Annotated in this window: 22 protein-coding genes; 3 read left to right on the top strand and 19 right to left on the bottom strand. The window is 69.0% G+C overall.

What is annotated here, in order from left to right; all coding sequences use genetic code 11:
• Position 1: 1 nt before the first annotated feature.
• From hflC to ASF45_RS20580, 16 genes are all read right to left on the bottom strand, one after another.
• Positions 2-898, bottom strand: coding sequence for a protease modulator HflC (hflC, locus tag ASF45_RS20655; RefSeq protein WP_056667141.1), 897 nt, complete (start codon positions 896-898; stop codon positions 2-4).
• 12 nt (positions 899-910) lie between these two features.
• Positions 911-2,293 carry an FtsH protease activity modulator HflK gene (gene hflK, locus ASF45_RS20650; protein ID WP_056667140.1) on the bottom strand — a complete coding sequence of 461 codons (1,383 nt, stop codon included), beginning with the start codon at positions 2,291-2,293 and terminating at the stop codon, positions 911-913.
• Positions 2,294-2,312: 19 nt separating this feature from the next.
• Entirely contained in the window at positions 2,313-3,458 is a 1,146-nt protein-coding gene (gene hflX / locus ASF45_RS20645) for a GTPase HflX (RefSeq protein WP_056667201.1), read from the bottom strand.
• A gap of 123 nt (positions 3,459-3,581) precedes the next feature.
• Positions 3,582-3,851, bottom strand: a complete 270-nt coding sequence (hfq, locus tag ASF45_RS20640) for an RNA chaperone Hfq (protein WP_082551168.1) — start codon at positions 3,849-3,851, stop codon at positions 3,582-3,584.
• A 132-nt stretch (positions 3,852-3,983) separates the two neighbouring features.
• The gene (gene der, locus ASF45_RS20635; protein ID WP_056667134.1) at positions 3,984-5,327 is read right to left on the bottom strand and encodes a ribosome biogenesis GTPase Der; all 1,344 of its coding nucleotides are present in this window, start codon (positions 5,325-5,327) and stop codon (positions 3,984-3,986) included.
• A gap of 10 nt (positions 5,328-5,337) precedes the next feature.
• Entirely contained in the window at positions 5,338-6,474 is a 1,137-nt protein-coding gene (gene bamB / locus ASF45_RS20630; RefSeq protein ID WP_235580987.1) for an outer membrane protein assembly factor BamB, read from the bottom strand.
• Positions 6,474-7,145 (bottom strand): tetratricopeptide repeat protein, encoded by a 672-nt coding sequence (locus tag ASF45_RS20625; RefSeq protein ID WP_056667128.1) that lies wholly within the window; start codon positions 7,143-7,145, stop codon positions 6,474-6,476. The genes bamB and ASF45_RS20625 overlap by 1 nt, the downstream gene beginning before the upstream one ends.
• A gap of 34 nt (positions 7,146-7,179) precedes the next feature.
• Positions 7,180-8,493: a histidine--tRNA ligase gene (gene hisS, locus ASF45_RS20620; protein ID WP_056667125.1), complete on the bottom strand. Its 1,314-nt coding sequence runs from the start codon at positions 8,491-8,493 to the stop codon at positions 7,180-7,182.
• A gap of 14 nt (positions 8,494-8,507) precedes the next feature.
• Positions 8,508-9,797 (bottom strand): flavodoxin-dependent (E)-4-hydroxy-3-methylbut-2-enyl-diphosphate synthase, encoded by a 1,290-nt coding sequence (ispG, locus tag ASF45_RS20615; RefSeq protein WP_056667122.1) that lies wholly within the window; start codon positions 9,795-9,797, stop codon positions 8,508-8,510.
• Between the two features lie 2 nt (positions 9,798-9,799).
• Complete coding sequence (locus ASF45_RS20610) at positions 9,800-10,663, bottom strand: helix-turn-helix domain-containing protein (protein ID WP_056667120.1); 864 nt, start codon at positions 10,661-10,663, stop codon at positions 9,800-9,802.
• The gene (gene pilW, locus ASF45_RS20605) at positions 10,656-11,480 is read right to left on the bottom strand and encodes a type IV pilus biogenesis/stability protein PilW (RefSeq protein WP_156473112.1); all 825 of its coding nucleotides are present in this window, start codon (positions 11,478-11,480) and stop codon (positions 10,656-10,658) included. The genes ASF45_RS20610 and pilW overlap by 8 nt, the downstream gene beginning before the upstream one ends.
• A gap of 10 nt (positions 11,481-11,490) precedes the next feature.
• Positions 11,491-12,639, bottom strand: coding sequence for a 23S rRNA (adenine(2503)-C(2))-methyltransferase RlmN (gene rlmN / locus ASF45_RS20600; protein ID WP_056667113.1), 1,149 nt, complete (start codon positions 12,637-12,639; stop codon positions 11,491-11,493).
• A gap of 75 nt (positions 12,640-12,714) precedes the next feature.
• A complete protein-coding gene (gene ndk / locus ASF45_RS20595; protein WP_056667110.1) occupies positions 12,715-13,140 on the bottom strand; it encodes a nucleoside-diphosphate kinase in 426 nt (141 codons plus the stop codon).
• A gap of 144 nt (positions 13,141-13,284) precedes the next feature.
• Positions 13,285-14,730, bottom strand: a complete 1,446-nt coding sequence (locus ASF45_RS20590) for a pseudouridine synthase (protein ID WP_056667108.1) — start codon at positions 14,728-14,730, stop codon at positions 13,285-13,287.
• Entirely contained in the window at positions 14,727-15,425 is a 699-nt protein-coding gene (gene scpB / locus ASF45_RS20585) for an SMC-Scp complex subunit ScpB (RefSeq protein ID WP_056667104.1), read from the bottom strand. The genes ASF45_RS20590 and scpB overlap by 4 nt, the downstream gene beginning before the upstream one ends.
• A 138-nt stretch (positions 15,426-15,563) precedes the next feature.
• Entirely contained in the window at positions 15,564-16,535 is a 972-nt protein-coding gene (locus ASF45_RS20580) for an RluA family pseudouridine synthase (RefSeq protein ID WP_056667101.1), read from the bottom strand.
• 59 nt (positions 16,536-16,594) lie between these two features.
• On the opposite strand from ASF45_RS20580, the gene ASF45_RS20575 reads away from it, so the two are divergent.
• Positions 16,595-17,398: an outer membrane protein assembly factor BamD gene (locus ASF45_RS20575; RefSeq protein WP_056667098.1), complete on the top strand. Its 804-nt coding sequence runs from the start codon at positions 16,595-16,597 to the stop codon at positions 17,396-17,398.
• On the opposite strand, the gene ASF45_RS20570 is transcribed toward ASF45_RS20575, so the two are convergent.
• Together ASF45_RS20570 and ASF45_RS20565 are read right to left on the bottom strand one after the other, a co-directional pair.
• Positions 17,361-19,412 carry an ATP-dependent DNA helicase gene (locus ASF45_RS20570; protein WP_082551167.1) on the bottom strand — a complete coding sequence of 684 codons (2,052 nt, stop codon included), beginning with the start codon at positions 19,410-19,412 and terminating at the stop codon, positions 17,361-17,363. The genes ASF45_RS20575 and ASF45_RS20570 overlap by 38 nt on opposite strands.
• Positions 19,382-19,585: a YdcH family protein gene (locus tag ASF45_RS20565; RefSeq protein WP_056667094.1), complete on the bottom strand. Its 204-nt coding sequence runs from the start codon at positions 19,583-19,585 to the stop codon at positions 19,382-19,384. Before ASF45_RS20565 ends, ASF45_RS20570 begins: the two co-directional genes overlap by 31 nt.
• A gap of 78 nt (positions 19,586-19,663) precedes the next feature.
• On the opposite strand from ASF45_RS20565, the gene ASF45_RS20560 reads away from it, so the two are divergent.
• Together ASF45_RS20560 and ASF45_RS20555 are read left to right on the top strand one after the other, a co-directional pair.
• On the top strand, positions 19,664-20,437 hold the full coding sequence (locus ASF45_RS20560; RefSeq protein ID WP_056667091.1) for a PP2C family serine/threonine-protein phosphatase: 774 nt from the start codon (positions 19,664-19,666) through the stop codon (positions 20,435-20,437).
• A 77-nt stretch (positions 20,438-20,514) separates the two neighbouring features.
• Complete coding sequence (locus ASF45_RS20555) at positions 20,515-22,221, top strand: bifunctional diguanylate cyclase/phosphodiesterase (protein WP_162244038.1); 1,707 nt, start codon at positions 20,515-20,517, stop codon at positions 22,219-22,221.
• 220 nt (positions 22,222-22,441) lie between these two features.
• Here ASF45_RS20555 and ASF45_RS20550 read toward each other — a convergent pair.
• On the bottom strand, positions 22,442-22,768 hold a 327-nt coding region (locus ASF45_RS20550; RefSeq protein ID WP_156473111.1), incomplete at its 5' end, for an HD-GYP domain-containing protein.

The raw sequence follows: 22,768 nt of genomic DNA, 5'->3' as shown, positions 1-22,768 counted from the left end.
CTCAGCGGCCGGCTGGAGCGGGCTGGTTCGCCCCGCGCATGGCCCGGAAAAAGTCGGACGAGGGGTCGACCACCATCACGTCGCTCTTCTTGTTGAAGCTCGCGCGGTAGGCTTCCAGGCTGCGGTAGAACTGTGCGAACTGCGGGTCGCGGCCGAAGGCGTCGCTGTACAGCGCCGCGGCCTGGGCGTCGCCCTCACCCTTGGCCTTCTGCGCATCGCGGTAGGCGTTGGCGATCGTCACCTCGCGCTGGCGGTCGGCCTCGGCGCGGATCTTCTCGCCTTCGGCCGCACCGGTGGAGCGCAATTCGTTGGCGACGCGCTTGCGCTCGGCTTCCATGCGGCGGTAGACCGACTCGGTGATGGACTCCACGTAGTCGACACGCGTGATGCGCACGTCCACCACGTCGATGCCCCAGGGGCGGCCACCGCGCACGACCTCCAGCACCTCGCGCTTGACGTCGGCCATGAGTTCCTCGCGCCGCGAGGACAGCAGGTCGCGCACGGTGCGGCGGTTGATCTCTTCCTGGAACGCATTGCGCACGACGCGGTTCAGCTGGTTGGCACCGGCGCTTTCGTCCAGGCCCACGTTGCGGATGTATTCCGACGGATCGGTCACGCGCCAGCGGATGTACCAGTCGATCACCACGCGCTGCTTCTCGGCCGTCAGCATGGGCTCGGAGTCGCTGCTCTCCAGCGTCAGCAGACGCTTGTCGAGGTAGCGCACGTTCTGGAACGGCGGCGGCATCTTGAAGTTGAGGCCGGGCTCGGTGATGACCTTCTTGATCTGGCCGAGCGCGTAGACCACGCCGTACTGGCGCTGGTCCACCACGAACAGCATGGAGCTCGCCAGTGCCAGCAGCACCAGCAGCGAGGATGCGATGAATCCGATTCTGTTCACTTGGCGCGTCTCCTAGCGCAAATCACGTTCGCGGGTGCGGCCGTCGCGGGCACGCAGGTCGCCACTGGACAAAGGCGGTGCCGCCGGTGCGCTCGACGTGGCCTGGCCACTGCCTGCCAGGGCCGGATCACCGATGACGCTGGCCGACTGGCCGGACGCCTGCATGAGCTTGTCCAGCGGCAGGTACAGCAGGTTGGAGCCCTGGCGCGAGTCCACCATCACCTTGGTGACGTTGGCATAGACCTGCTGCATGGTCTCCGTATACAGGCGATCGCGCGTGACCTGCGGCGCCTTCTGGTACTCGGCCAGCACCGAGCGGAAGCGCTGCGCATCACCGTCGGCCTGGGCCGTGATACGCGACTTATAGGCCTGCGCTTCTTCCATCAGCCGCGACGCGGTACCGGTGGCGCGCGGGATCACGTCGTTGGCATAGGCCTGGGCCTCGTTCTTGGCGCGCTCGCGCTCCTGGCCGGCCTTGAGCACGTCGTCGAACGCGGCCTGCACCTGCTCGGGCGGGCGCACGCCGCTCTGCTGCAGGTTGATGCCGACGATCTCGATGCCGACCTTGTAGCGGTCCAGAATGGTCTGCATCAGCGTGCGCACGCGCGGGCCGATCTGGTCACGCTCCTCGGCCAGGGCCGAGTCCATGCGCATCTTGCCGACCACTTCGCGCACGGCCGTCTCGGCCGCCTGCACCACGGCCGCGGTCGGGTCCTTGCTCTCGAACAGGAAGGCGCGCGCATCATTCAGGCGGTACTGCACCGCGAACCGGATCTCGACGATGTTCTCGTCTTCGGTCAGCATGGCCGAATCGCGCAGGCCGGTGGCCTTGATGATCACGTCGCGGCCGATGTCGATGGAACGGATCTGCGTCACGAACACCAGCTCGTGACGCTGGACCGGGTACGGCAGCCGCCAGTTGAAGCCGGCGCCCACGGTCGAGTGGTAGCGGCCGAACTGCGTGATGACGGCCTGCTGGCCTTCCTGCACGATGAAGAAGCCGGTGCCCAACCAGATCAGCACAGCGACCGCTCCGATCAGGCCGATGCCGATGCCGGCACCCTTCATGTCGGGCTGGAAGCCTCCGCCGTTGCCCGAGCCCATGTTGCCGCGGCCACCGTTGCGACCACCGCCGAACAGGCCGCCGAGCTTGCGATTGAAGTCGCGCCAGAGTTCGTCCAGATCCGGCGGGCCCTGGTTGCCACCGCGGTTGGGCGTGGGGCGCTGAGGCTCGTAGGGACGCTCGTTGCTGTCGGGACGGCGCGTGTCGGGCTTCTCGTCCGAATCACTCGCCTTGTCGTCTCCACGGCCCCAGCGGGGATCGTTCAGATTGAACATGCCGCGGATGCGGCCGGGAAGGCCTGCCCAAGCCGACGGCCGAGAAGAAAGGTTCATGCGCTCTGGTCTCTTTTGGTCAACGGACGATTGTGCCGAAACGGGGATCGGCCTCATCATACCCAGGGGAATCAGCGGCCTGCGCGGGCGCGATCTGCTCTGCGCGGCGCGCAAGTTCCGCACGCAGCGCAGGCATGCCCTCGCCGGTCCGCGCGCTGACGAAGACCCGCCCGATCTGCCGGCCATCGATCTCCACGGTGTCGGCCAAATGCAGCGGGCGTTGCTCGGGTGTCAGCGCATCGAGCTTGTTGAACACCAGCAGCATCGGTACCTCGTCGGCACCGATGTCGGCCAGCACCTGACGGACTTCCTCCATCTGCTCGGGATGGTGCGGGTTGGACGCATCGACCACATGCAGCAGCAGGTCGGCGTCGGCCGCCTCCTGCAAGGTCGCGCGGAACGCATCGACCAGGCCGTGCGGCAGGTCGCGGATGAACCCCACGGTGTCCGACAGCGACACCGACCGCCCTGCCTCGCCGAGGTACAACTGGCGCGTGGTCGTGTCCAGCGTGGCGAACAGCTGGTCGGCGGCGTAGGCGCGCGCCTTGACCATCGCGTTGAACAGGCTGGACTTGCCGGCGTTGGTGTAGCCCACCAGCGAGATCGTGAACGCGTCGCGCCGCTCGCGCTGGCGCCGTTGCGTGCCGCGCTGGCGCACGACCTTGGACAGGCGCTCGCGTGTGCGCTTGATGGACTCGCCGATCATGCGGCGGTCCAGTTCGATCTGGCGCTCGCCCGGGCCGCCGCGCGTGCCGATGCCCCCGCGCTGGCGCTCCAGGTGGGACCAACGCCGCACCAGGCGCGTCGACAGGTATTGCAGCCGTGCCAGCTCGACCTGCAACTTGCCTTCGTGGCTGCGCGCACGCTGCGAGAAGATCGTCAGGATCAGCATGGTCCGGTCGTTGACCGGCAGCTCCAGCGCACGTTCGAGGTTGCGCTGCTGGGCCGGGCTCAGGGCCTGGTCGAACAGCACCTCGGTCGCCTTGTGCATGCGCGCCAGCAGCTTGATCTCTTCGGCCTTGCCGCTGCCGATGAACAGCGCGGCATCGGGCGCCTTGCGTTTGCAGGTGACGCGGGCCACGGGCTGCAGCCCGGCGGTCTGGGCCAGCAGGCCGAGCTCTTCAAGCTCGGCGTCGAAATGCGGAAGGCCGAAATCGACTCCCACCAAAATGGCAGAGGCCGCCGCAGCGTCCGCAACAGGAATTTCAGTCAATCGGAGAGAACCGAATGTGCGCACCACCCTGGGTGGTGCGCGGGGAGCCGACACACAAGTGCCGGCGGCAGGACGTCAGGCCGCGGCGTCCGCGTTGTCGTCCTGTGCCGGTTGGAAGTTCACGGCGCGACCCGGAACGATGGTGGAGATGGCGTGCTTGTACACCATCTGGGTCACCGTGTTGCGCAGCAGGACGACGTACTGGTCGAACGACTCGATCTGGCCTTGCAGCTTGATGCCGTTGACCAGGTAGATCGACACCGGCACATGCTCGCGGCGCAGCGTATTCAGGAAAGGATCCTGCAAAAGTTGACCTTTGTTGCTCACGATATCCTCCGTGTTCAAACCGTTGTTATTTGGAAGAAGGGGACCATACCACAGAGGGTGGGCACCCTCCGTAGAAACACTGATGTCCTTAGATTGCGTGTTGAGACACGCCCGCCGCATGCACCTGCGCGGTGCACCAGGCTCGCCGCATCAACGGTCGGTCTTGTCGGCGAAGGGGTTGGACGAGGTGCGCATCTCGATGCGCAGCGGCGTGCCGGTCAGGTCGAATTCCTTGCGGAACCGCCCTTCCAGGAAACGCTTGTAGGCCTCGGTCACGTGCTCCAGCGAGTTGCCATGGATCACGATGATGGGCGGGTTCATGCCGCCTTGGTGCGCATAGCGCATCTTGGGCCTGAACATGCCGCTGCGCTTGGGCGACTGGAACTGCACCGCCTCCAGCAGCAGGCGCGTGAGCACCGGCGTCGACATCTTGCACATGGCGGCTTTGTGCGCCTGCGCGATGGCACCCCACAGCGGCCCGATGCCCTGGCGCTTCTTGGCCGAGATGAAATGCAGCGCAGCGAACTTGAGGAAGGGCAGCCGGGTCTCGATGGAGCGCTGCACGAGCTCACGCTGGTAGGCATCCACGGCATCCCACTTGTTGATGGCCACCACCACGGCGCGGCCGCTTTCCAGGATGTAGCCCGCGATGTGGGCGTCCTGGTCGGTCACGCCCTGCGTGGCGTCGAGCAGCAGCAGCACCACGTTGGCGCCCTCGATGGCCTGCAGCGTCTTGACGACTGAGAATTTTTCGATCGCTTCGAACACCTTGCCGCGACGGCGCAGGCCAGCCGTGTCGATGAGTTCGAAGCGCTGGCCGTGGCGCTCGAACGGCACGCTGATCGCGTCGCGCGTGGTGCCCGGCATGTCGAAGGCCACCAGCCGCTCTTCACCCAGCCAGGTGTTGATCAGCGTGGACTTGCCGACGTTGGGCCGGCCGGCCACGGCCAAGCGGATCACGCCGGGCTCATTGTCCGCAGCCTCCGCGGGATCCTCCGGCAGGCCCAGCGGCGCCAGCGCCAGCTCGACCAGCGTGCGCACGCCCTGGCCGTGCGCGGCAGACACCGCATGCACCTCGCCCAGGCCGAGCTCGAAGAACTCCACCAGCTGCTGGCCGTCGTGCATGCCTTCGGCCTTGTTGGCCGCCAGCACGCAGGGCTTGCCCAGGCGGCGCAGGTAGTTGCCGATGTCGTGGTCCTGGGCCGACAGGCCGCCGCGCGCATCGAGCACGAAGATCACCACATCCGCCTCGGCCACCGCCTGGCGCGTCTGCTTGGCCATCTCCTTGTAGATGCCGCTCTCGGCCGTGGGCTCGAAGCCGCCGGTGTCGATGACGATGTACTCGTGCTTGCCCTGCTTGCCATTGCCGTAGTGGCGGTCGCGCGTGAGCCCGGCGAAGTCCGCCACGATGGCGTCGCGCGAACGCGTCAGCCGGTTGAACAGCGTGGACTTGCCGACATTGGGTCGGCCCACCAGGGCGATGACGGGTTTCATCTTGTCCAGTTCACTCGGGCGCGTAGCCGTACACGTTGCCGTTGCGCGTGACGACCACCAGGGTGTCGCCAGCCACGACCGGGGCGGCCACGATGGGCGAGCCATCGGTGCTCACGCGCGTGAGCGGCGAGCCGTCCTCGCGCGACAGGAAATGCACAAGGCCGGTCTCGTCGCCGACGATGACCGAACGGCCCAGCGCCAGCGGCGCCGTCAGCTGCCGGTAGCGCAGGCGTTCGGTCGCCCAGGCCTGCGCGCCGTTGCTGCGGCTCCAGGCGACGAGCTTGCCGTCGCTTTCGGGGCCGTAGACCATGCGGTCGTCGCCATGCACTCCCACATAGCCCGACGAAGGCTTGGTCCAGACCAGGTTGCCGCGCGCTGCATCCACACAGCCCACACCGATCTGGAAGGCACGCACGCAGACGGAGTCGCCGACGCGGCTCACGCGGCCGACCAGGTCGACCAGGCGCTCCACGTCGTTGGTGCCACGCGGCGTGGCCACGGGCACGTCCCAGCGCACCTGGCCGTTCAATGGGTTCAGGCCGACCAGCCGGCCGGACAGTCCCACGACCAAGGTGTCGCCGATGGCCAGGATCACGCCGCTCTGGCGCAGCACCAGCGGATCACCCGGGCGTTGCTGGGTCCACAGGCGGCGGCCGCTGGCGCCGTCCAGCGCCGTGACCGACCGGTCGGCCGACAGCACGAACACGCGGCCACCGGCCACGAAGGGCGCCGTGGCGACCTGGGCCGGCAGCTTCTGGCGCCACAGTTCGCGCCCGGCCTCGAAGGCCACGATCTCATTGGCCTGCGTGGCCACGGCCGTGCGCTGGCCGTCGCTGCCCACACCGGCCGACAGCTTGGCCTTGGTGGCCGCGCGCCACAGTTCGCGGCCGGTGCGCGCGTCCAGCGCCAGCACCGTGCCGTCGCTGCTGGCCAGCGCCACCTGCTGGCCCGTGACCTGCACGTCCAGCGGGTAGCCGATCTCGCCAATCTTGGCGGTCCAGACCTGGCGCACGCCGAGCAGGCCCGGGTTGGGGCCCAGTTCCGCCGGCTTGGGCTTGCCGCCGCTGCCGCAGCCCGCCAGCAGGGCGGCCGTCAGGCCCAGCAGCGTCGCGGTGGACGCCAGGCGGCTGGTGAGGCGACGCGCCATCATTTGGCGGCTCCGGTGGTGGCAGTGGTCGTCGGGTCGACGCCCATCGCGTTGAGCTTGACCTCGACCATGCGGCGGTAGCCCGACCGGGCGTCCAGGCCGGCGTAGGCCTTGCGGTACTCCGCGAGCGCCTCCGCCTTCTTGTCCTGTGCGGCCAGGATGTCGCCTCGGCGGTCTGCCGCCAGCGCGGCGAACTCGCCGGCGAAGTCGCCGCCGAGCTGCTTCAAGGCGTCGTCATAGGCCTTGGCATCGAACAGCAAGCCAGCCAGGCGCAGCTTGGCCAGGGCCTGGTAGGCGGGGTCGGAAGACTTCTCGGCCACCCAGCCCAGCGCCGCCTTCGCGGCGTCGGCATTGCCCTTTTCTTGCAGGACCTTGCCGGCCAGCAGGCCAGCCTGCTGCGCGTAGGTGGTGCTGCCGTAGCCATCGCGGATGTCGCCGAAGGCCCGCTCCAGCCGGGCGGTGTCGCCGGCCTTGGCCGCGCGGTCCACTTCGTCGTACAGCGCGGCGGCCTTGGCCGCCTGGTTGCGTTGCCAGTACTGCCAGCCGTTCCAGCCGGCAAAACCGGCGAGGACCAGAATCAGCAGCCAGGTGATGGCATTGCCGTAGCGCTGCCACAGGTGCTTGACCTGGTCGAGCTGTTCCTGTTCTTCGAGATCGAGATGTTTTGCCATGAGGAAGAGCGAAAGGCGCGGTCAGCGCACGAAATCAAGCGCGCGATTGTAGGGATGCGGCCCACTCGGCCACATTGGAAAGAGAGCGGCGCTGCTGGGCGCCCTGCCCGTCGCGCAGCGCCTTGACGGTCAGCTCGCCGGCCGCCGCTTCGTCGGCACCGAAGATCAGCGCGTGCTGCGCGCCGCTGGCATCGGCCTTCTTGAACTGCGACTTCATGCTGCCGCCGCCGGCATGCAGCACGACCTTGAGGCCGGTCTCGCGCAACTGCTCCAGGACGACCATGGCCCGCGGCAGCAGCTCGGGCGCGGTGACGATGGCGTAGGCCGCGGGCGCCGCATCGGGCACCGCCAGGCCCAGGCCCTGGATCAGCAGCAGCAGGCGCTCGATGCCCAGGCCGAAGCCCACGGCCGGCGCGCTCTTGCCGCCCATCTGCGCGATCAGCCCGTCGTAGCGGCCACCGCCGCAGACCGTGCCCTGCGAGCCCAGCTGGTCGGTGACCCACTCGAACACCGTGAGGTTGTAGTAGTCCATGCCGCGCACCAGGCGCGGGTTCACGCGGTATTCCAGGCCAGCGGCGTCGAGCACGGCGCGCACGGCGTCGAAGTGCGCGCGCGACTCGTCGCCCAGGAAGTCCATGAGCTGCGGTGCGGCCTCGACCATGGCCTGCATGGCCGGGTTCTTGGTGTCCAGGATGCGCAGCGGATTGCTGTGCAGGCGGCGCTTGGCGTCCTCGTCCAGCAGCTCGGCATGGGCCTCGAAGTGGCGCACCAGCGCATCGCGGTGCGCCTGGCGCTCGGCCGGCTGGCCCAGGCTGTTGAGTTCCAGCCGCACGTGCTGGCCTTCGACGAGACCCAGCTGCTTCCACAGCGCGCGCACCAGCAGGATCAGTTCGGCGTCCACGTCCGGGCCGGCGAAGCCCAGGGCCTCGACGTCGAGCTGGTGGAACTGGCGGTAGCGGCCCTTCTGCGGCCGCTCGTGGCGGAACATCGGGCCCGCCGTCCACAGCCGCAGCGGACCGTTGTACAGCGCGTTGTGCTCGACCATCGCGCGCACGATGCCGGCCGTGGCCTCGGGCCGCAGCGTGAGCTTGTCGCCGTTCATGGAATCGGTGAAGGAGTACATCTCCTTCTCGACGATGTCGGTCACCTCGCCCAGGCCGCGCACGAACAGCGCCGTGGGCTCGACCACGGGCGTCACGATGTACTGGTAGCCGTAGCGCGCCATCACCTCGCGCACGGTGCTCTCGAACCAGTGCCACAGCGCCGAGTCGGGCAGTTTGTCGGTGCGCGGCACGCTCGCCGGCAATATGTCGTTCATGCCTTTGACGGCATTGATCTTGTCAGCCATGGGAATCCGGTTGTTCAGGCGACGGCCGTGGAGCCTTGGCCGAAACGCTTTTCGATGTAGTTCTCGACGACCTGCTGGAACTCCTGCGCGATGCCTTCGCCGCGCAGCGTCATGGCCTTCTCGCCGTCGATGAAGACGGGCGCGGCCGGGGCCTCGCCGGTGCCGGGCAGGCTGATGCCGATGTCGGCATGCTTGCTCTCGCCCGGGCCGTTGACGATGCAGCCCATCACGGCGACCTTGAGCTTCTCCACGCCGGGATAGCGGTTGCGCCAAACCGGCATCTGCAGCCGCAGGAAGTCGTCGATCTGCTTGGTCAGTTCCTGGAAGGTGGTGCTGGTGGTGCGGCCGCAGCCCGGGCAGGCCGTCACGCTGGGCACGAAGCTGCGCATGCCCAGGGCCTGCAGGATCTCGGACGCCACCACCACCTCCTGCGTGCGCGCCTCGCCCGGCTGCGGCGTGAGCGACACGCGGATGGTGTCGCCGATGCCCTGCTGCAGCAGCACCGCCAGCGCGGCCGAAGAAGCCACCGTGCCCTTGGTGCCCATGCCGGCCTCGGTCAGGCCCAGGTGCAGCGGGTAGCGACAGCGGCGCGCCAGTTCGCCGTAGACCGTGATCAGGTCCTGCACACCGCTGACCTTGCACGACAGGATGATCTGCTGCGCTGCCATGCCCATGCCTTCGGCCAGCTGGGCCGAGGAGATGGCCGAGGTGATCAGCGCCTCGTACATGATCTGCTTGGCGTCCAGCGGCTGCGCGCGCGCGCTGTTCGCGTCCATGAGGCTGGCCAGCAGCTCCTGGTCCAGGCTGCCCCAGTTGACGCCGATGCGCACCGGCTTGTTCCAGCGCATGGCGGCCTCGATCATCTGGCCGAACTGCCTGTCGTGCTTGTCGCCCTTGCCCACGTTGCCGGGGTTGATGCGGTACTTGGACAGGGCCTCCGCGCAGGCCGGGAAGTCGGTCAGCAACCGGTGGCCGTTGTAGTGGAAGTCGCCGATCAGCGGCACATGGATGTCCATGCGGTCGAGCTGCTCGCGGATGTGCGGCACAGCTTCGGCCGCCTCGGGCGTGTTGACCGTGATGCGGACCATCTCGGAGCCCGCCAGCGCGAGTTCCTTGACTTGGATCGCGGTGCCAATGGCGTCGGCCGTGTCGGTGTTGGTCATGGACTGCACGCGCACGGGCGCATCGCCGCCCAGCGTGAGCAGATGGTCCTTCCAACGGACCTCGGCCTGCAGGCTGCGGCGCGCGGCCGGAGCCACAGGCTCGATGGCACAGGGGATGCTGGGATCGACGGCGTCCGGCATGGTCACTTCACCTCGAAACGTGCGACGTTGTTCTTGGCGATGGCGCGCAGGTCGCGTGGCTCGCCGCGCACCTGCACCTCGACCGCATCGATGCGGCCCACCACCACGGCCAAGGGCAGCGTGCCGGTGGCGGTCACGGTCTCGCCGGCCACGAGGCTGCGGCGCAGCGGCGTGGCGCCGGTCGCATCGGTCACCTGCACCCAGGTCTCGCTCTTGGCGACGAACTGCAGCAGCGCGGGCGCGGCCACCGCGGCCGGCGCCGGTGCAGCCGGAGCGCTGGCAGCCAGCGCCGGCTCGGTCACGGTCGGTGCCGTGGCCGGTGCCGGCTCTGCCGTCACGCTCTCGGTCACGGTGCTCGGCGCGCCCAAGGGCGTGGCGGCAGACCCGCTGTCGGCATCGGCCGGGCTGTTGCCCATGCCCGGCCACAGGTAGATGGCCAGCGCACCCAGCAGCAGCACGGCCACGATCCACATCGCCGGACTCGGGCTGCTGCGCAGCGCGGCGCTGCCCGACGCTGCGGCACCGGGCTCGAAGCGCGCGTTGATGGCCGGCGGCGACACGGCCCTGCGCTCGCCCGCAATGCCGGGCATCAGGTCGAGCACGGGCTTGGGATCGAGCTTGAGGCCGCGGCAGATGCTGGCCGCCAGCCCACGCGCGAAGGTGGGATCGGGCAACAGATCGATGCGGCCGGCCTCCAGGGCCTCCAGCTTCTTGACCGTCACCTTCAGGGCGACGGCCAAGGCCTCCACATGCAGGCCTGCGTCCTCGCGTGCCTGGCGCAGCATGGCTCCGGCGCGCTGTGCGCCGCTGCTGGCCTGGTCGGAAGGTGGGGGGGCCACGTCGGGGGAAAGGTTCTTGTCACTCATCGAAAGCTTGGCGCTCCAGAGCCATGTACTCGCGGGACTGCACGAAACGGTTGCGCAATTGCGTGCCCAGCTGCTCGGCAGCCTGGCGGTTGCCCAGGCTGCGCTCGACCTTGATGCCCAGCCACAGAGACTCGGCGTTGGCGTACTCGCTGTTGTTGATGCGGCGGATGTAGAACTGCGCGCGCTGCTGGTCGCCGCGCTTGAACAGCGACTGCGCCAGGTTGTACCCGGTGATCGGGTTGGCCGGATCGAGTTCGTACGAATGCATCAGGCTGCGCTCGGCCTCGGTCACCTGGCCGGCCCGCTGCTGGCACATGCCCTGCGCCAGCCAGGTCTTGGCCTTGTCGGTATAGGTCAGGTGCTCCAGCGCCACGGCGAACTGCGCCACGGCCTGGTCGTAGCGGCTCTGCTGGCACAGGAACCAGCCGTAGTTGTGGGCCGTGCCGGGATCGCGCGGACTCAGCCGCTGGGCCTGGCGAAAGCTCTCCTCGGCCAGCGCCAGGTCGTTGAGCCGCATGTAGACCAGCGCGCGCAGGTTGAAGGCTTCGGCGAAGCTGGGATCGGTGGCCAGCGCGAGCTTGACCTCCTCCAGCGCCACATTGGTCTGGCCCTGGTCGAAATAGCGCGAGGCCAGTTCGAGCCGCACGCGGGCCCGCTTGCGCGCCTCCGTTTCCTCCGAAGGGAGCACGACGCCCGAGGGGTCGGTGCCGCGCGCGCCGCCGGCCGGGGCGGCGCAGCCGGACAGCAACGCCGCGCCGGACAGCGCCAGGCCGACGAGACCAAGGGCCAGCGTGCTGCCGGGCAGGTGCGTCGTCATGCGCATCGTTTCAGCTTCCCTCTGGCGGCGCCGCGACCACCTGCAGCGGCACCTGGCGTTGCAGCGCAATGCGCTGGGTCACGCGCGTGCGGTCTTTCACATCGCCGGCCAGTTGGCCGCAGGCGGCGTCGATGTCGTCGCCGCGCGTCTTGCGCACCGTGGTGACCAGGCCGGCGTCGAGCAGCAGCTTGGCGAAGGCGCTGACCTGCGGCGCCGGCGAGCGCTTGAGCCCCGAAGCCGGGAACGGGTTGAACGGAATGAGATTGAGCTTGCACCAGACACCACCGGTGCGGTAGCGCTCGATGAGCGCGATGAGCTCGCGCGCATGCTCGGGCTGGTCGTTCACGCCATCGAGCATGCAGTATTCGAAGGTGATGAAGTCGCGCGGTGCGTGCGCGAGGTAGCGCTGGCAGGCCTCCATCAGCTCGGCCAGCGGGTACTTGCGGTTCAGCGGCACCAGCTTGTCGCGCAGTGCGTCGTTGGGCGCGTGCAGCGACACGGCCAGCGCCACCGGGCAGTCCTGGCCGAGCCGGTCCATCATGGGCACCACGCCCGAGGTGGACACCGTCACACGCCGGCGCGACAGACCGTAGCCATGGTCGTCCAGCATCACGCGCAGGGCCGGCACCAGGGCCGCATAGTTTTGCAACGGCTCGCCCATGCCCATCATCACCACGTTGGAGATGACGCGCTCGGCCACGCCCAGGTGCTTGCGCAGGAAATGCTCGGCGAACCACAGCTGGGCGAGGATCTCGCCGGTCGTGAGGTTGCGCGAAAAGCCCTGGTGGCCGGTGGAGCAGAAGCGGCAGCCGACGGCGCAGCCAGCCTGCGAGGAGATGCACAGCGTGCCGCGGTCGTCCTCGGGAATGAACACGGCCTCGACCGCATCGCCCGCACCGACGTCGAACAGCCACTTGACGGTGCCGTCCTGCGAGATGTTCTGGGTGATGACAGGCAGCGCCGTGATCTGCGCAGCGCCCTCGAGCTTGCCGCGCAGCGACTTGGCCAGGTCGCTCATCTGGCTGAAATCGCTGGCACCGCGCTGGTGGATCCAGCGGAACAGCTGGGTGGCGCGGAAGCGCTTCTCGCCCAGGCCTTCGCAGAAGGCCGCGAGGCCGTCGAGATCGAACTCCAGCAGGTTGACGGCGGGTGCGCTCATACAGAAGCCCCCGCCGCGCTCAGCCCGCGCCGGCGACGACCCCGGGCGGGGTGGCAAGGCGCGGGATGTAGCATCTCAGCGTGCGTAGATGTTGAGGCCCGGGAAGAAGAAGGCGACTTCGACCTGGGCGGTTTCGGCAGCGTCCGAGCCATGCACGGCGTTGGCGTCGATGCTGTCGGCGAAGTCGGCGCGGATGGTGCCGGCGGCTGCCTTCTTCGGGTCTGTGGCGCCCATCAGGTCACGGTTCTTCAGGATCGCGTTCTCGCCTTCCAGCACCTGGACCATGACGGGGCCGGAGATCATGAACTCGACCAGGTCCTTGAAGAAGGGGCGCTCCTTGTGCACGCCGTAGAACTGCTCGGCTTCGGCGCGCGACAGCTGCACCAGGCGGGCAGCGGCGATCTTCAGGCCGGCGGCTTCGAAACGGGCGTAGATCTGGCCGATCACGTTCTTGGCGACGGCGTCGGGCTTGATGATGGAGAGGGTGCGTTCGAGTGCCATTTTTTGGAGTGTCCTTGGGTTGAGCCGTGAGGCTTGGATCGTTTGAGAAAAAGCGAACGCGCCGAAGCGCGCAAAGCCCGTGATTTTAGCCCGTGCGGATGTCTGTATTCGAAAGCTGCGCACGCGCCAGGGAAATGCAGGTCTTCAGCGGCCGCGGCCACCGCGCCGCTGCGATCCGCCGCCACCACCGCCGCCACGGCGTTGCTGGCCCTGGCCCTGGCGCTGGCGCGTGAAGCTGTCGGCACCGATGTAGCCGAAAGACGTCTTCATCGGATCCGGCTGGCCACCGTTGCCACCGCCTCCGCCGCCGTCACGCGGAGCGCGGCGCTGGCCGCCCGGGGTACTGACCGTCAGCGGATTGGGGATGGCACCCTCGGAATGGCCGCCCGCGTCGCGGCGCGCACCGGCGTTGCCAGCACCGCCCGGATTGGGGCCGCCACGCTTGCCGCGACCACCGCCGTTGCCACGCGGTTGCGCAGGCATGCCGCCTTCGCCGCCTGCGCCCTGGCGCGGGCCCTGCCCACCGCGTGCATTGCGGCCACCGCCACGGCGGTCGGGCGCCTGGTTGCGTCCACCGGACGCACGCTCAGCACGGGGCTGGGGCGCCTGCGCGCCCGCTGCATGCATCAGCGCCTGGATGTCGCGCGTGTCCAGCTCCAGCGAGGCACCGCGCTTGAGACCGCGCGGCAGCTGCATCGCACCGTAGCGGATGCGGATCAGCCGGCTGACGGCATGGCCAACGGCTTCGAACATGCGCCGCACTTCACGGTTGCGCCCTTCGGAGATCGTGACCCGGTACCAGCAATTGGACCCCTCGCCGCCGCCGTCCTCGATGCTGCCGAACTGCGCCTGGCCATCGTCCAGACGCACGCCGTCGAGCAGGCGCTGCTTCTCTTCGTTGCTGAGCGCACCCAGCACGCGCACGGCGTACTCGCGCTCCAGGCCAAAGCGCGGGTGCATGAGCTTGTTGGCCAGCTCACCCGAGTTGGTGAACAGCAGCAGGCCTTCGGTGTTGAGGTCCAGCCGCCCGACCGACTGCCACTTGCCTTGGAACAGCTTGGGCAGCTTGCGGAACACCGTTGGCCGGTTCTGCGGATCGTCGTGCGTCACGACTTCCCCGGTCGGCTTGTGGTAGGCGATCACACGCGGCGGCGGCGCGTCGATGCGCACGCGGATGGGCTTGCCGTTGACCTTGATCTGGTCGCCGTACTGGATGCGCTGGCCGATGTGGGCGGGCTCGTTGTTGACGGAGATGCGACCCTCGGTGATGAGCTGCTCCATTTCCAGCCGTGAGCCGAGGCCGGCCTGGGCCAGGATCTTGTGCAGCTTGGGTGTCTCGGGCTGCGGCGCCAGCACGCGCTTGGGCGGGGCCAGGTCGGCAGCCTCCTCGTCCTCGTCGAAGCGACCAGACACCACGTCGGCAAAGCGGCTCTCGAGCGGCGCGGCCTCGGGCTGGCCGGCTGCCGCTTCGGATAGGGACGCCAACCCGGCCTGCTCTGCAACCGGTTCGGCCTGTTCGGCGGGCGGCGGCGCCGCCGCGTGCGCGCCGTTGTCTTCGCCTTCGGGCGCGGTGCCGGGAATGTCGTTCATGGGCTGGGATCCGCTGGTTCGGACGCTGCGCGGGATGCGCCGTCGTCGGGGTTCGTGTCGGGGGAAGGTTCGGGGGGGGTGGGTGGCTCGTCGGCGTCCATGGCCGGCTCCACCTCGTCGATGGGCAAAGCCACCTGGGCCGGATCGGCCGAGGCCAATGCCGCCATCAACTGCGCACGCTGGGCCGGATCGTCGGCCACGGGCAGCTGGTCCAGCGACTCCAGCCCCAGGTCGTCCAGGAACTGGCGCGTGGTCGCGAACAGGGCCGGGCGGCCGACGGTCTCGCGGTGGCCGATCACCTCGACCCAGCCGCGGTCTTCGAGCTGCTTGAGCACCTGGGCGTTGATGCTGACGCCACGGATGTCCTCCATGTCGCCGCGCGTCGCGGGCTGGCGGTAGGCGATGATGGCCAGCGTCTCGAGCGCGGCGCGCGTGTAGCGCGGCGGCTTCTCGGGGTGCAGGCGGTCTAAGTAGGCGCGCATCGCGGGCCGGCTCTGGAAACGCCAGCCCGAGGACACGCTGACCAGCTCCAACCCCCGCTGGGCCCACTCCAGTTGCAGCTCGGCCAGCAGGGTCTTGATGGTGTCGGCGCCGAGCACGTCGTCGAACAGCACGCGCAGCTCGCGCACAGGCAAGGGCTGCGGCGAACACATCAAGGCCGCCTCGAGGACATGCTTGGCCTCTGCCGAATTCATGGCTGCTACGGTTCCGGGAAAAGCACCGGGGCGGTGCGGGCACGGATGCGTCTGGGTGGACTGGTTGCCGCCTCGGCGAGCGCATCGGGCGTATCTGGCATTCGCGCTGCCGACCTTGGGTCAGGCCAGGCGCGCTGGTCAAGGATTGTAGCGCAGCCCCCAGGCGTCCAGCGCCTGGCGCATGTCTCCAGGCAGGGGGGCGAACAGCTCGAGGGCCTGGCCCGTCATCGGGTGCACGAATGCGAGCCGGAAGGCGTGCAGGGCCTGGCGCGACAGGCCCGCGGCCGGCGCGCCGCCATACAAGGTGTCGGCCACCAGCGGATGGCCCAGCGACGCCGCGTGCACACGGATCTGGTGGGTGCGGCCGGTGTGCAGCGTGCAGCGCAGCCAGCACCCCTGCTCCACCTGGTCCAGGCAGTCGAAGTCCGTGCGGGCGGTCTTGCCCGCCTCGCGCGCGAGATCCACCACGGCCATGCGCAGGCGGTTGCGTGGATCGCGGCCGATGGCTGCATCCACCGTGCGGTGCGCCGGGCCGCTCCAGGGCCGGTGCGCGAGCGCCAGGTACTGGCGGCTCACGGCGCGCTGCGCGATCAGGGTCACCAGCGCGTCCATGCAGGCCCGCGTGCGCGCCACGACCATGAGGCCGCTGGTGTCCTTGTCGAGCCGGTGAACGATGCCGGCGCGCGGCAGCGTGGCCGCGGCCGGATCCAGCGCCAGCAGGCCGTTGAGCAGGGTGCCGCTCCAGTTGCCCGGCGCCGGATGCACGACCAAACCCGCGGGTTTGTGCAGCACGCGCAGGTGGGCGTCCTCGTACACGGTGTCCAGCGCCATGTCCTGGGCGACGAAGGCCTGGCTCTGCTGTGTCGGCCGCAATTCCACCTGCAGCGCATCGCCCACGTGCACGCGTGCCGCGCTCTTGCGCGCTGGCCGGCCGTTCAACTGCACGGCATCGGCCTCGATCAGTTGCTGCAGGTAGCTGCGCGAGAACTCCGACACCAGCGTCGCCAGCGCCCGGTCGAGCCGTTGGCCGTGCAGGCCGGCATCCACCACGACCTGGCGCAGCTCCACCTCGGCGGCCAAGCCCTGCTCGTCCTCGGGGCCTTCCGCCATCGGGTCGCCAGGGGGGGCGGTCGATATAATTGCCGCCGCTTCTTTCAAGGGATCTGCCCGTGTTCCATCGTTCCAAATTATCGGCGCTCGCGCCCCTGCTGCTGGCCGCTGCCTTGGTGGGCTGCGCAACCAAGTCGGTGGACGAGACCGCGAACTGGAGCCCCAACCGCATCTACAGCGAGGCCAAGGAAGAGCTCGGCTCGGGCGGCTACGAGCGCGCCATCACGCTGTTCGAGAAGCTCGAAGGCCGGGCTGCCGGCACGCCGCTGGCCCAGCAGGCCCAGCTGGAAAAGGCCTACGCGTACCACAAGTCGAACGAGCAGGCCCAGGCCATCGCCACGCTGGACCGCTTCATCAAGCTGCACCCGGCCAGCCCGGCGCTGGACTACGCGCTGTACCTGAAGGGCATCGTCAATTTCAACGAGAACATGGGCATGTTCGCGTTCATCAGCCGGCAGGACCTGTCCGAGCGCGACCAGAAGGCTGCCAAGGATTCGTTCGAGGCCTTCAAGGAACTGGTGACGCGCTTCCCGGACTCGCGCTACACGCCCGATGCGCGCCAGCGCATGAACTACATCGTCAACTCGCTGGCGCAGTACGAAGTGCATGTGGCGCGCTACTACTACACGCGCGGCGCCTATGTGGCGGCGATCAACCGCGCCCAGATCGCGCTGGCCGACTACCGCGAAGTGCCAGCCCTCGAAGAAGCGCTGTACATCATCTACAAGAGCTACGAAGCCCTGGGCATGACCCAGCTGCGCGACGATGCCCGCCGCGTGCTGGAGACCAACTACCCGCAGAGCGCCTTCGTGCAGCGTGGCGGCTTCAAGCCCAAGGACGATCCGTGGTGGAAGGTCTGGTAGCGACCAGATCGTCCAGTGCCTGCAGGAATTCGGCCTCGTCCTGCAGCTGACGCATGGGCGGCAGCGCCGCCCGCAACCGCTTGCCATAGCCCATCTGCACCAGCCGGGCATCCCCCACGACCAGCACGCCGCGGTCGCTCTCGCGGCGGATGAGCCGCCCGGCACCCTGCTTGAGCGCCACCGCAGCCTCGGCCAGGAAGTACTCCTTGAAGGCGCTGCCGCCGGCCAGCTCGATCTGCTGGGCCCGCGCTTCGACCAAGGGGTCGTTCGGCGGCGGAAACGGCAGCTTGTCGATGACCACCAGCTGCAGCGCATCGCCCGGCACGTCCACCCCCTCCCAGAACGAGGCCGAGGCCACCAGCACACAGCCCGCAGCGCCGCCCTGCCCGCCCTCGCGGAAGCGGTCCAGGATGCGCTGGCGCGCCATCTGGCCCTGCACCAGCACCTCGATCTGCCCCTGCAGTTGCGCCTGCAACGCCTGGCCGATGCTGCGCAGCGCACGCAGCGTGGTGGTCAGCACCAACGTGCGGCCGCCCAGCCGCATGGCCGCGTCGGCGACGAGCGCTGCCACGGCGCCACCGTGGGCCGCATCGGCCGGCTTGGGCAAGCTGCGCGGCACGTACAGAGCAGCCTGGCGTGCGTAGTCGAAAGGGCTGTCCACGCGCAGGATCTCGGCCTGCTCCAGCCCACACGGCTCGGTGAACCAGCGCAGGCCCGGGTCGTCCCCCAGCGTGGCCGAGGTGAAGACACAAGACCGGCCGGGCTGCTGCAACAGCTGGGCGTGCACGGCGGTGCCGATGGACAGCGGCGCCTCGACCAGCCGCAGTTGCAGGCCCACATCGACCCAGCGCACCACGCCGTCGGCCCCCACCGCCGCGAACTGCGCGACACGCTCGGCCAGCGCAGCTGCGCGTGCGTGCAGCCGCGCGAGGTCGGGCGACATGGCCACCACGCCCTCCAGCCAGCCGCACAGGCGCTGCAACGCCGCCGCGAGCGCTTGCAGGGTCTCGGCCCATTCGCTCGCGTCGAGCCCCTCGGGAGCCAGCCCGAGCCAGCGCAGGCGGGTGCCCGGCGCCGCCGGCCCGGCCAGCATGCGCAGGTCGCGCGCACTGCGTTCCACGGGCTCCAGTTCGGCCTGCCAGTCGACCAGGCCACCCGCCAGCGGCCCCACGGTGGCCAGGGCGTCGCGCACGAAGTCCAACAACTGGCCCGTGCCCAGCTGCTGGCCCAGGAACTGCACGCCGGTCTCGTTGAGCTGGTGCGCCTCATCGAAGATCGCCACGCGCACCGTGGGCAGCAATTCGGCCATGCCCGACTCGCGCACCGCCAGGTCGGCGAAGAACAGGTGGTGGTTGACCACCACCACGTCGGCCGCCATGGCCTCGCGCCGTGCGCGGTACACATGGCAGGCCTGGACATCGGGGCAGTCGCTGCCCAGGCAGTTCTCGCGCGTGGAACTGACCAGCGGCGTGATGGGCGAGCGCTCGTCCAGGCCCGCCAGCTCGGCCAGATCGCCCGTGCGCGTGGCTGTCGCCCAGTGCTGCACCGCGGTCAGCATGCGCCAGGCCGCGGTCTCCTCGCGGGCCAGTGTCTGGCCGGCCTGCCGCATGCGGTGCAGGCACAGGTAGCTGCCGCGCCCCTTGAGCAGGGCCGCGCGCAAGGCCAGGCCCAGCGCATCGCGCAGGCGCGGCAGGTCGCGGCCGAACAGTTGGTCCTGCAAGGTCTTGGTGGCGGTGGAAACCAGCACGCGCTCGCCGCTCAGCAGCGCCGGCACGAGGTACGAGAAGGTCTTGCCGACGCCGGTGCCCGCCTCCACGACCAGGGCGCCGCCATCCGCGATGGTGCGGGCCACGGCCTCGGCCATGTCGATCTGGCCCTGGCGCGGCCGATAGTGCTCGGCAGCGCGGGCCAGCACGCCGCCTTCGGCGAAGGCCGCGCGCACCTGCTGCACCAGCGCCGGCACCGCGGCGCCGGGCGTTGGGTTCACGCAGGCTCCTTGGGCTCGAGTTGCCATTCCAACCGGGCGATGCGGTCGCGCAGGGCGAGGCGGCGCTTCTTCAGGCGCTGCACCAGCAACTCGTCGACAGGTGTGGCGTGGGCCATGCGGTCCACCAGGGCGTCGAGGTCGGCATGCTCGATGCGCAACTCGATCAGCTGGCGTTCGGGGGAGTGGAGATTGGCAGACAAGATGGGGGCCGGCGTGCACGGGAGATGCGCCGGATCGTTTGATAATACGCGCTCGTTACAAGACGCCCAGCACCCACGATGCCCCAGCCGCTCCCTCCAGGATTCCGGATCAGCGCCGCGACCGGCATCCACAAGGGTGATCGGCAGTACCAGCAGGACCAGGTGGCACTGCTGCAGCATCCGCGCATCAAGGGCTGTCTGCTCGGCGTGGTGGCCGACGGCATGGGCGGGCGCAGCGGCGGGCGTGAGGCCGCCGACCAGGTGCTGCTGACCGCGCGGCAGCTGTTCGAGCGCTTCGACCCGGTCGGCGACGACAGCGCGGCATTGCTGCGCAGCGTGGTCGCGCAGGCGCACATGGTGATCAAGCTGACGGCCATCTCGGCCGAGCAGGAACCGCACAGCACGATCGCAGCCTTCCTTGTACTGCCCAAGGGCGACTGCCAGTGGGCGCATGTCGGCGACTCGCGCATCTACCACTTCCACCAGGGCCGGCTGATCCACCGCACGCGTGACCATTCGTACGTGCAGTCGCTCGTAGACCGCGGCGAATTGAGCGAAGAGCAGGCGCGTGTCCATCCCGATTCCAACATCCTGATCGGCTGCCTGGGCAGCGAGGCCGAGCCCCCCCTGGACGAACACCGCATCGCGCAACTCGCACCCGGCGACGTGCTGCTGGCCTGCAGCGACGGCTTATGGCACTACTTCAACGACGCCGAGCTCGGCGCCCTGCTGGCGGCGGTATCGCCGCGCGATGCCGCCGAACTGTTGGTGGACAAAGCACGCTCGCGTGCGCGCGGCGGCGGCGACAACCTGTCCTTGGTGGTGGTCGGCATCTCGCCCCTGGAAGACTGATCCTCCCAATGGCCAGCCCGCTGCGCGCGTCACACGACTCTCCATCGCTCCTCACGCCCTCCGACGGACTGCGCATTGTGCTGGACGCCCTGCCCGCCGGCGTGGCCTGGCTGCGGGATCTGCGCATCCAGTACTGCAACGCTGCGCTGGCCGACATGCTGGGCCATGCTGCACAGGACCTTGTGGGCCTGACCTCGCGCGCCTGGCATGCGGACGATGCGCAATGGGTGGAGGTGGAGCGCCGCTGCGCCGCCGCGCTGAAGGCCGGCCAGGTGTTCAGCACGGTGCTGACGTTGCAGCGCCAGGACGGCAGCGCCCTGCGCTGCCATGCGCGCGTGCAGGCGCAGCACGCCGGCCGGCCGGAAGCCGGCACGGTCTGGCTGTTGACGGATGCCGGCCTGGCCGCGGACCCTGCCGACGCATTGCAACGCCAGGTGCAGCTGCTGCAGGAGCAGGTCGCGCAGTACGCGGAGAGTGCTTCGCGCGCGTGGCGCCAGGCCGACATCGATGAACTGACCAACCTGCCCAACCGCACCCTGCTGGCGCGCGCTGCCACGCAGGCGATCGCGCAGGCGCATGCAGGCACCAAGCCGCTGGCCGTGCTGTACCTGGACCTGGACCGCTTCAAGTACGTCAACGATTCGCTGGGGCACCGCATCGGCGACCAACTGCTGGCCGCGCTGGCAACGCGTCTGCGCTCGGCCGTGCGTGAACGCGACCTGGTCGCACGCCTGGGCGGCGACGAATTCATGCTCGTGCTGCCCGATACCGATGTGCATGGCGCAGCCCATGTGGCCGACAAGCTCATGGCGCGCACCGCACCCGTCTACGACATCGCGCAACGCGAACTGAGCATCTCCTCCTCCATCGGCATCGCGATGTACCCACAGGACGGCGAGGACTTCGACACGCTCACGCAGCGCGCCGATGCGGCCGTGCACCAGGCCAAGCGCAGCGGCGGCAGCGCCTACCGCTTCTTCACGCCGGCCATGCAGAGCGAGGCGGCGCGCGCACTGGCCATGGAGAACGCACTACGCCGCGCGCTGGAACGCCAGCAGTTCGCACTGGTCTTCCAGCCCATGGTGGATCTGCGCAGTGGCCATGTGACCGGTGTCGAGGCGCTGCTGCGCTGGCGCCATCCGGAACTCGGCAATGTCTCCCCGGCCGAATTCATTCCACTGGCCGAGGCCTGCGGCCTCATCGACACGCTCGGCGAGTGGGCACTGCGCAACGCAGCCTTCCAGCTCAAGGCCTGGCGCGACCGCGGCCTGCCAGGCCTGACCATGGCAGTCAACCTGTCGGCCATGCAATTGCAGCAGACACAGCTGCCTGCGCTGATCGACGACGTGCTGCGCGAGGCCGGCCTCGCACCGTCCGATCTGGAGCTGGAGCTGACCGAAGGCGCCGCCATGCAGGACCCACAGCATGCCATCGCCGTGCTGCAGGCGCTGCACGAGCGCGGCCTGCGCGTGTCGATCGACGACTTCGGCACCGGCCATTCCTCGCTGAGTTACCTCAAGCGCTTTCGCGCCTACAAGCTCAAGATCGACCAGTCCTTCGTGCGCGACATCAGCGTCGACGCGGACGACCGCGCCATCGTCGCCGCCGTCATCCACATGGCCAGCAGCCTGGGCCTGCAGACCATCGCGGAAGGCGTGGAGACCGAAGCCCAGCTGCGCTTTCTGCGCCAGCAGGGCTGCGACGAGGCCCAGGGCTACCTGTTCAGCCGGCCGCTGTCGGCCGCGCAACTCGAAGCCTTCGTGCGCGACCTGCAGCAGCCCTGATCCCGCGCGTCTTCTTGTGCATCTGGGTTCTGGGCTTGGTACGGCTGAGACATCGCCGGTACACCCACATCGACGCGCTTCACACGCCGTGCGGCCCCTGCAGCGCTACCAGCACGGCTTTCACGAAACATCCGGTCGCTCTGCTTTCCCCGGCATGCTGCGTCATCTGTTTGCGAACTCCTGAACGTCTTGTCAGCCGCTCCAAGCCCCGCCCTCCCCGTCAGTCGTCGTCGCGGTGCGCCGCGGCGATCTGGCGGAAATCCTCGGCCACGGCCAGGAAGGCGTCGACCACATCGGGGTCGAAATGCTTGCCACGGCCTTCCACCACGATGCGCACGGCCTCCTCGTGCGGGAAGGCCGGCTTGTACACGCGCTTGCTGATCAGCGCGTCGTACACGTCGGCCAACGCCATGAGCCGCGCCGACAGCGCAATCGCATCGCCCGCCAGTGCCTGCGGGTAGCCCGAGCCGTCCCACTTCTCCTGGTGCGACAGCGCGATCTCCTTGGCCAGCGACAGGAAGTCCACCTTCATGCCAAGGCGCTGCTC

It is taken from the genome of Pseudorhodoferax sp. Leaf265 (genome assembly GCF_001422365.1).
Classification (GTDB): Bacteria; Pseudomonadota; Gammaproteobacteria; order Burkholderiales; family Burkholderiaceae_C; genus Pseudorhodoferax.
The sequence above is the reverse complement of the archived record's forward strand: the minus strand, read 5'-3'. Positions and strand labels throughout refer to the sequence as shown.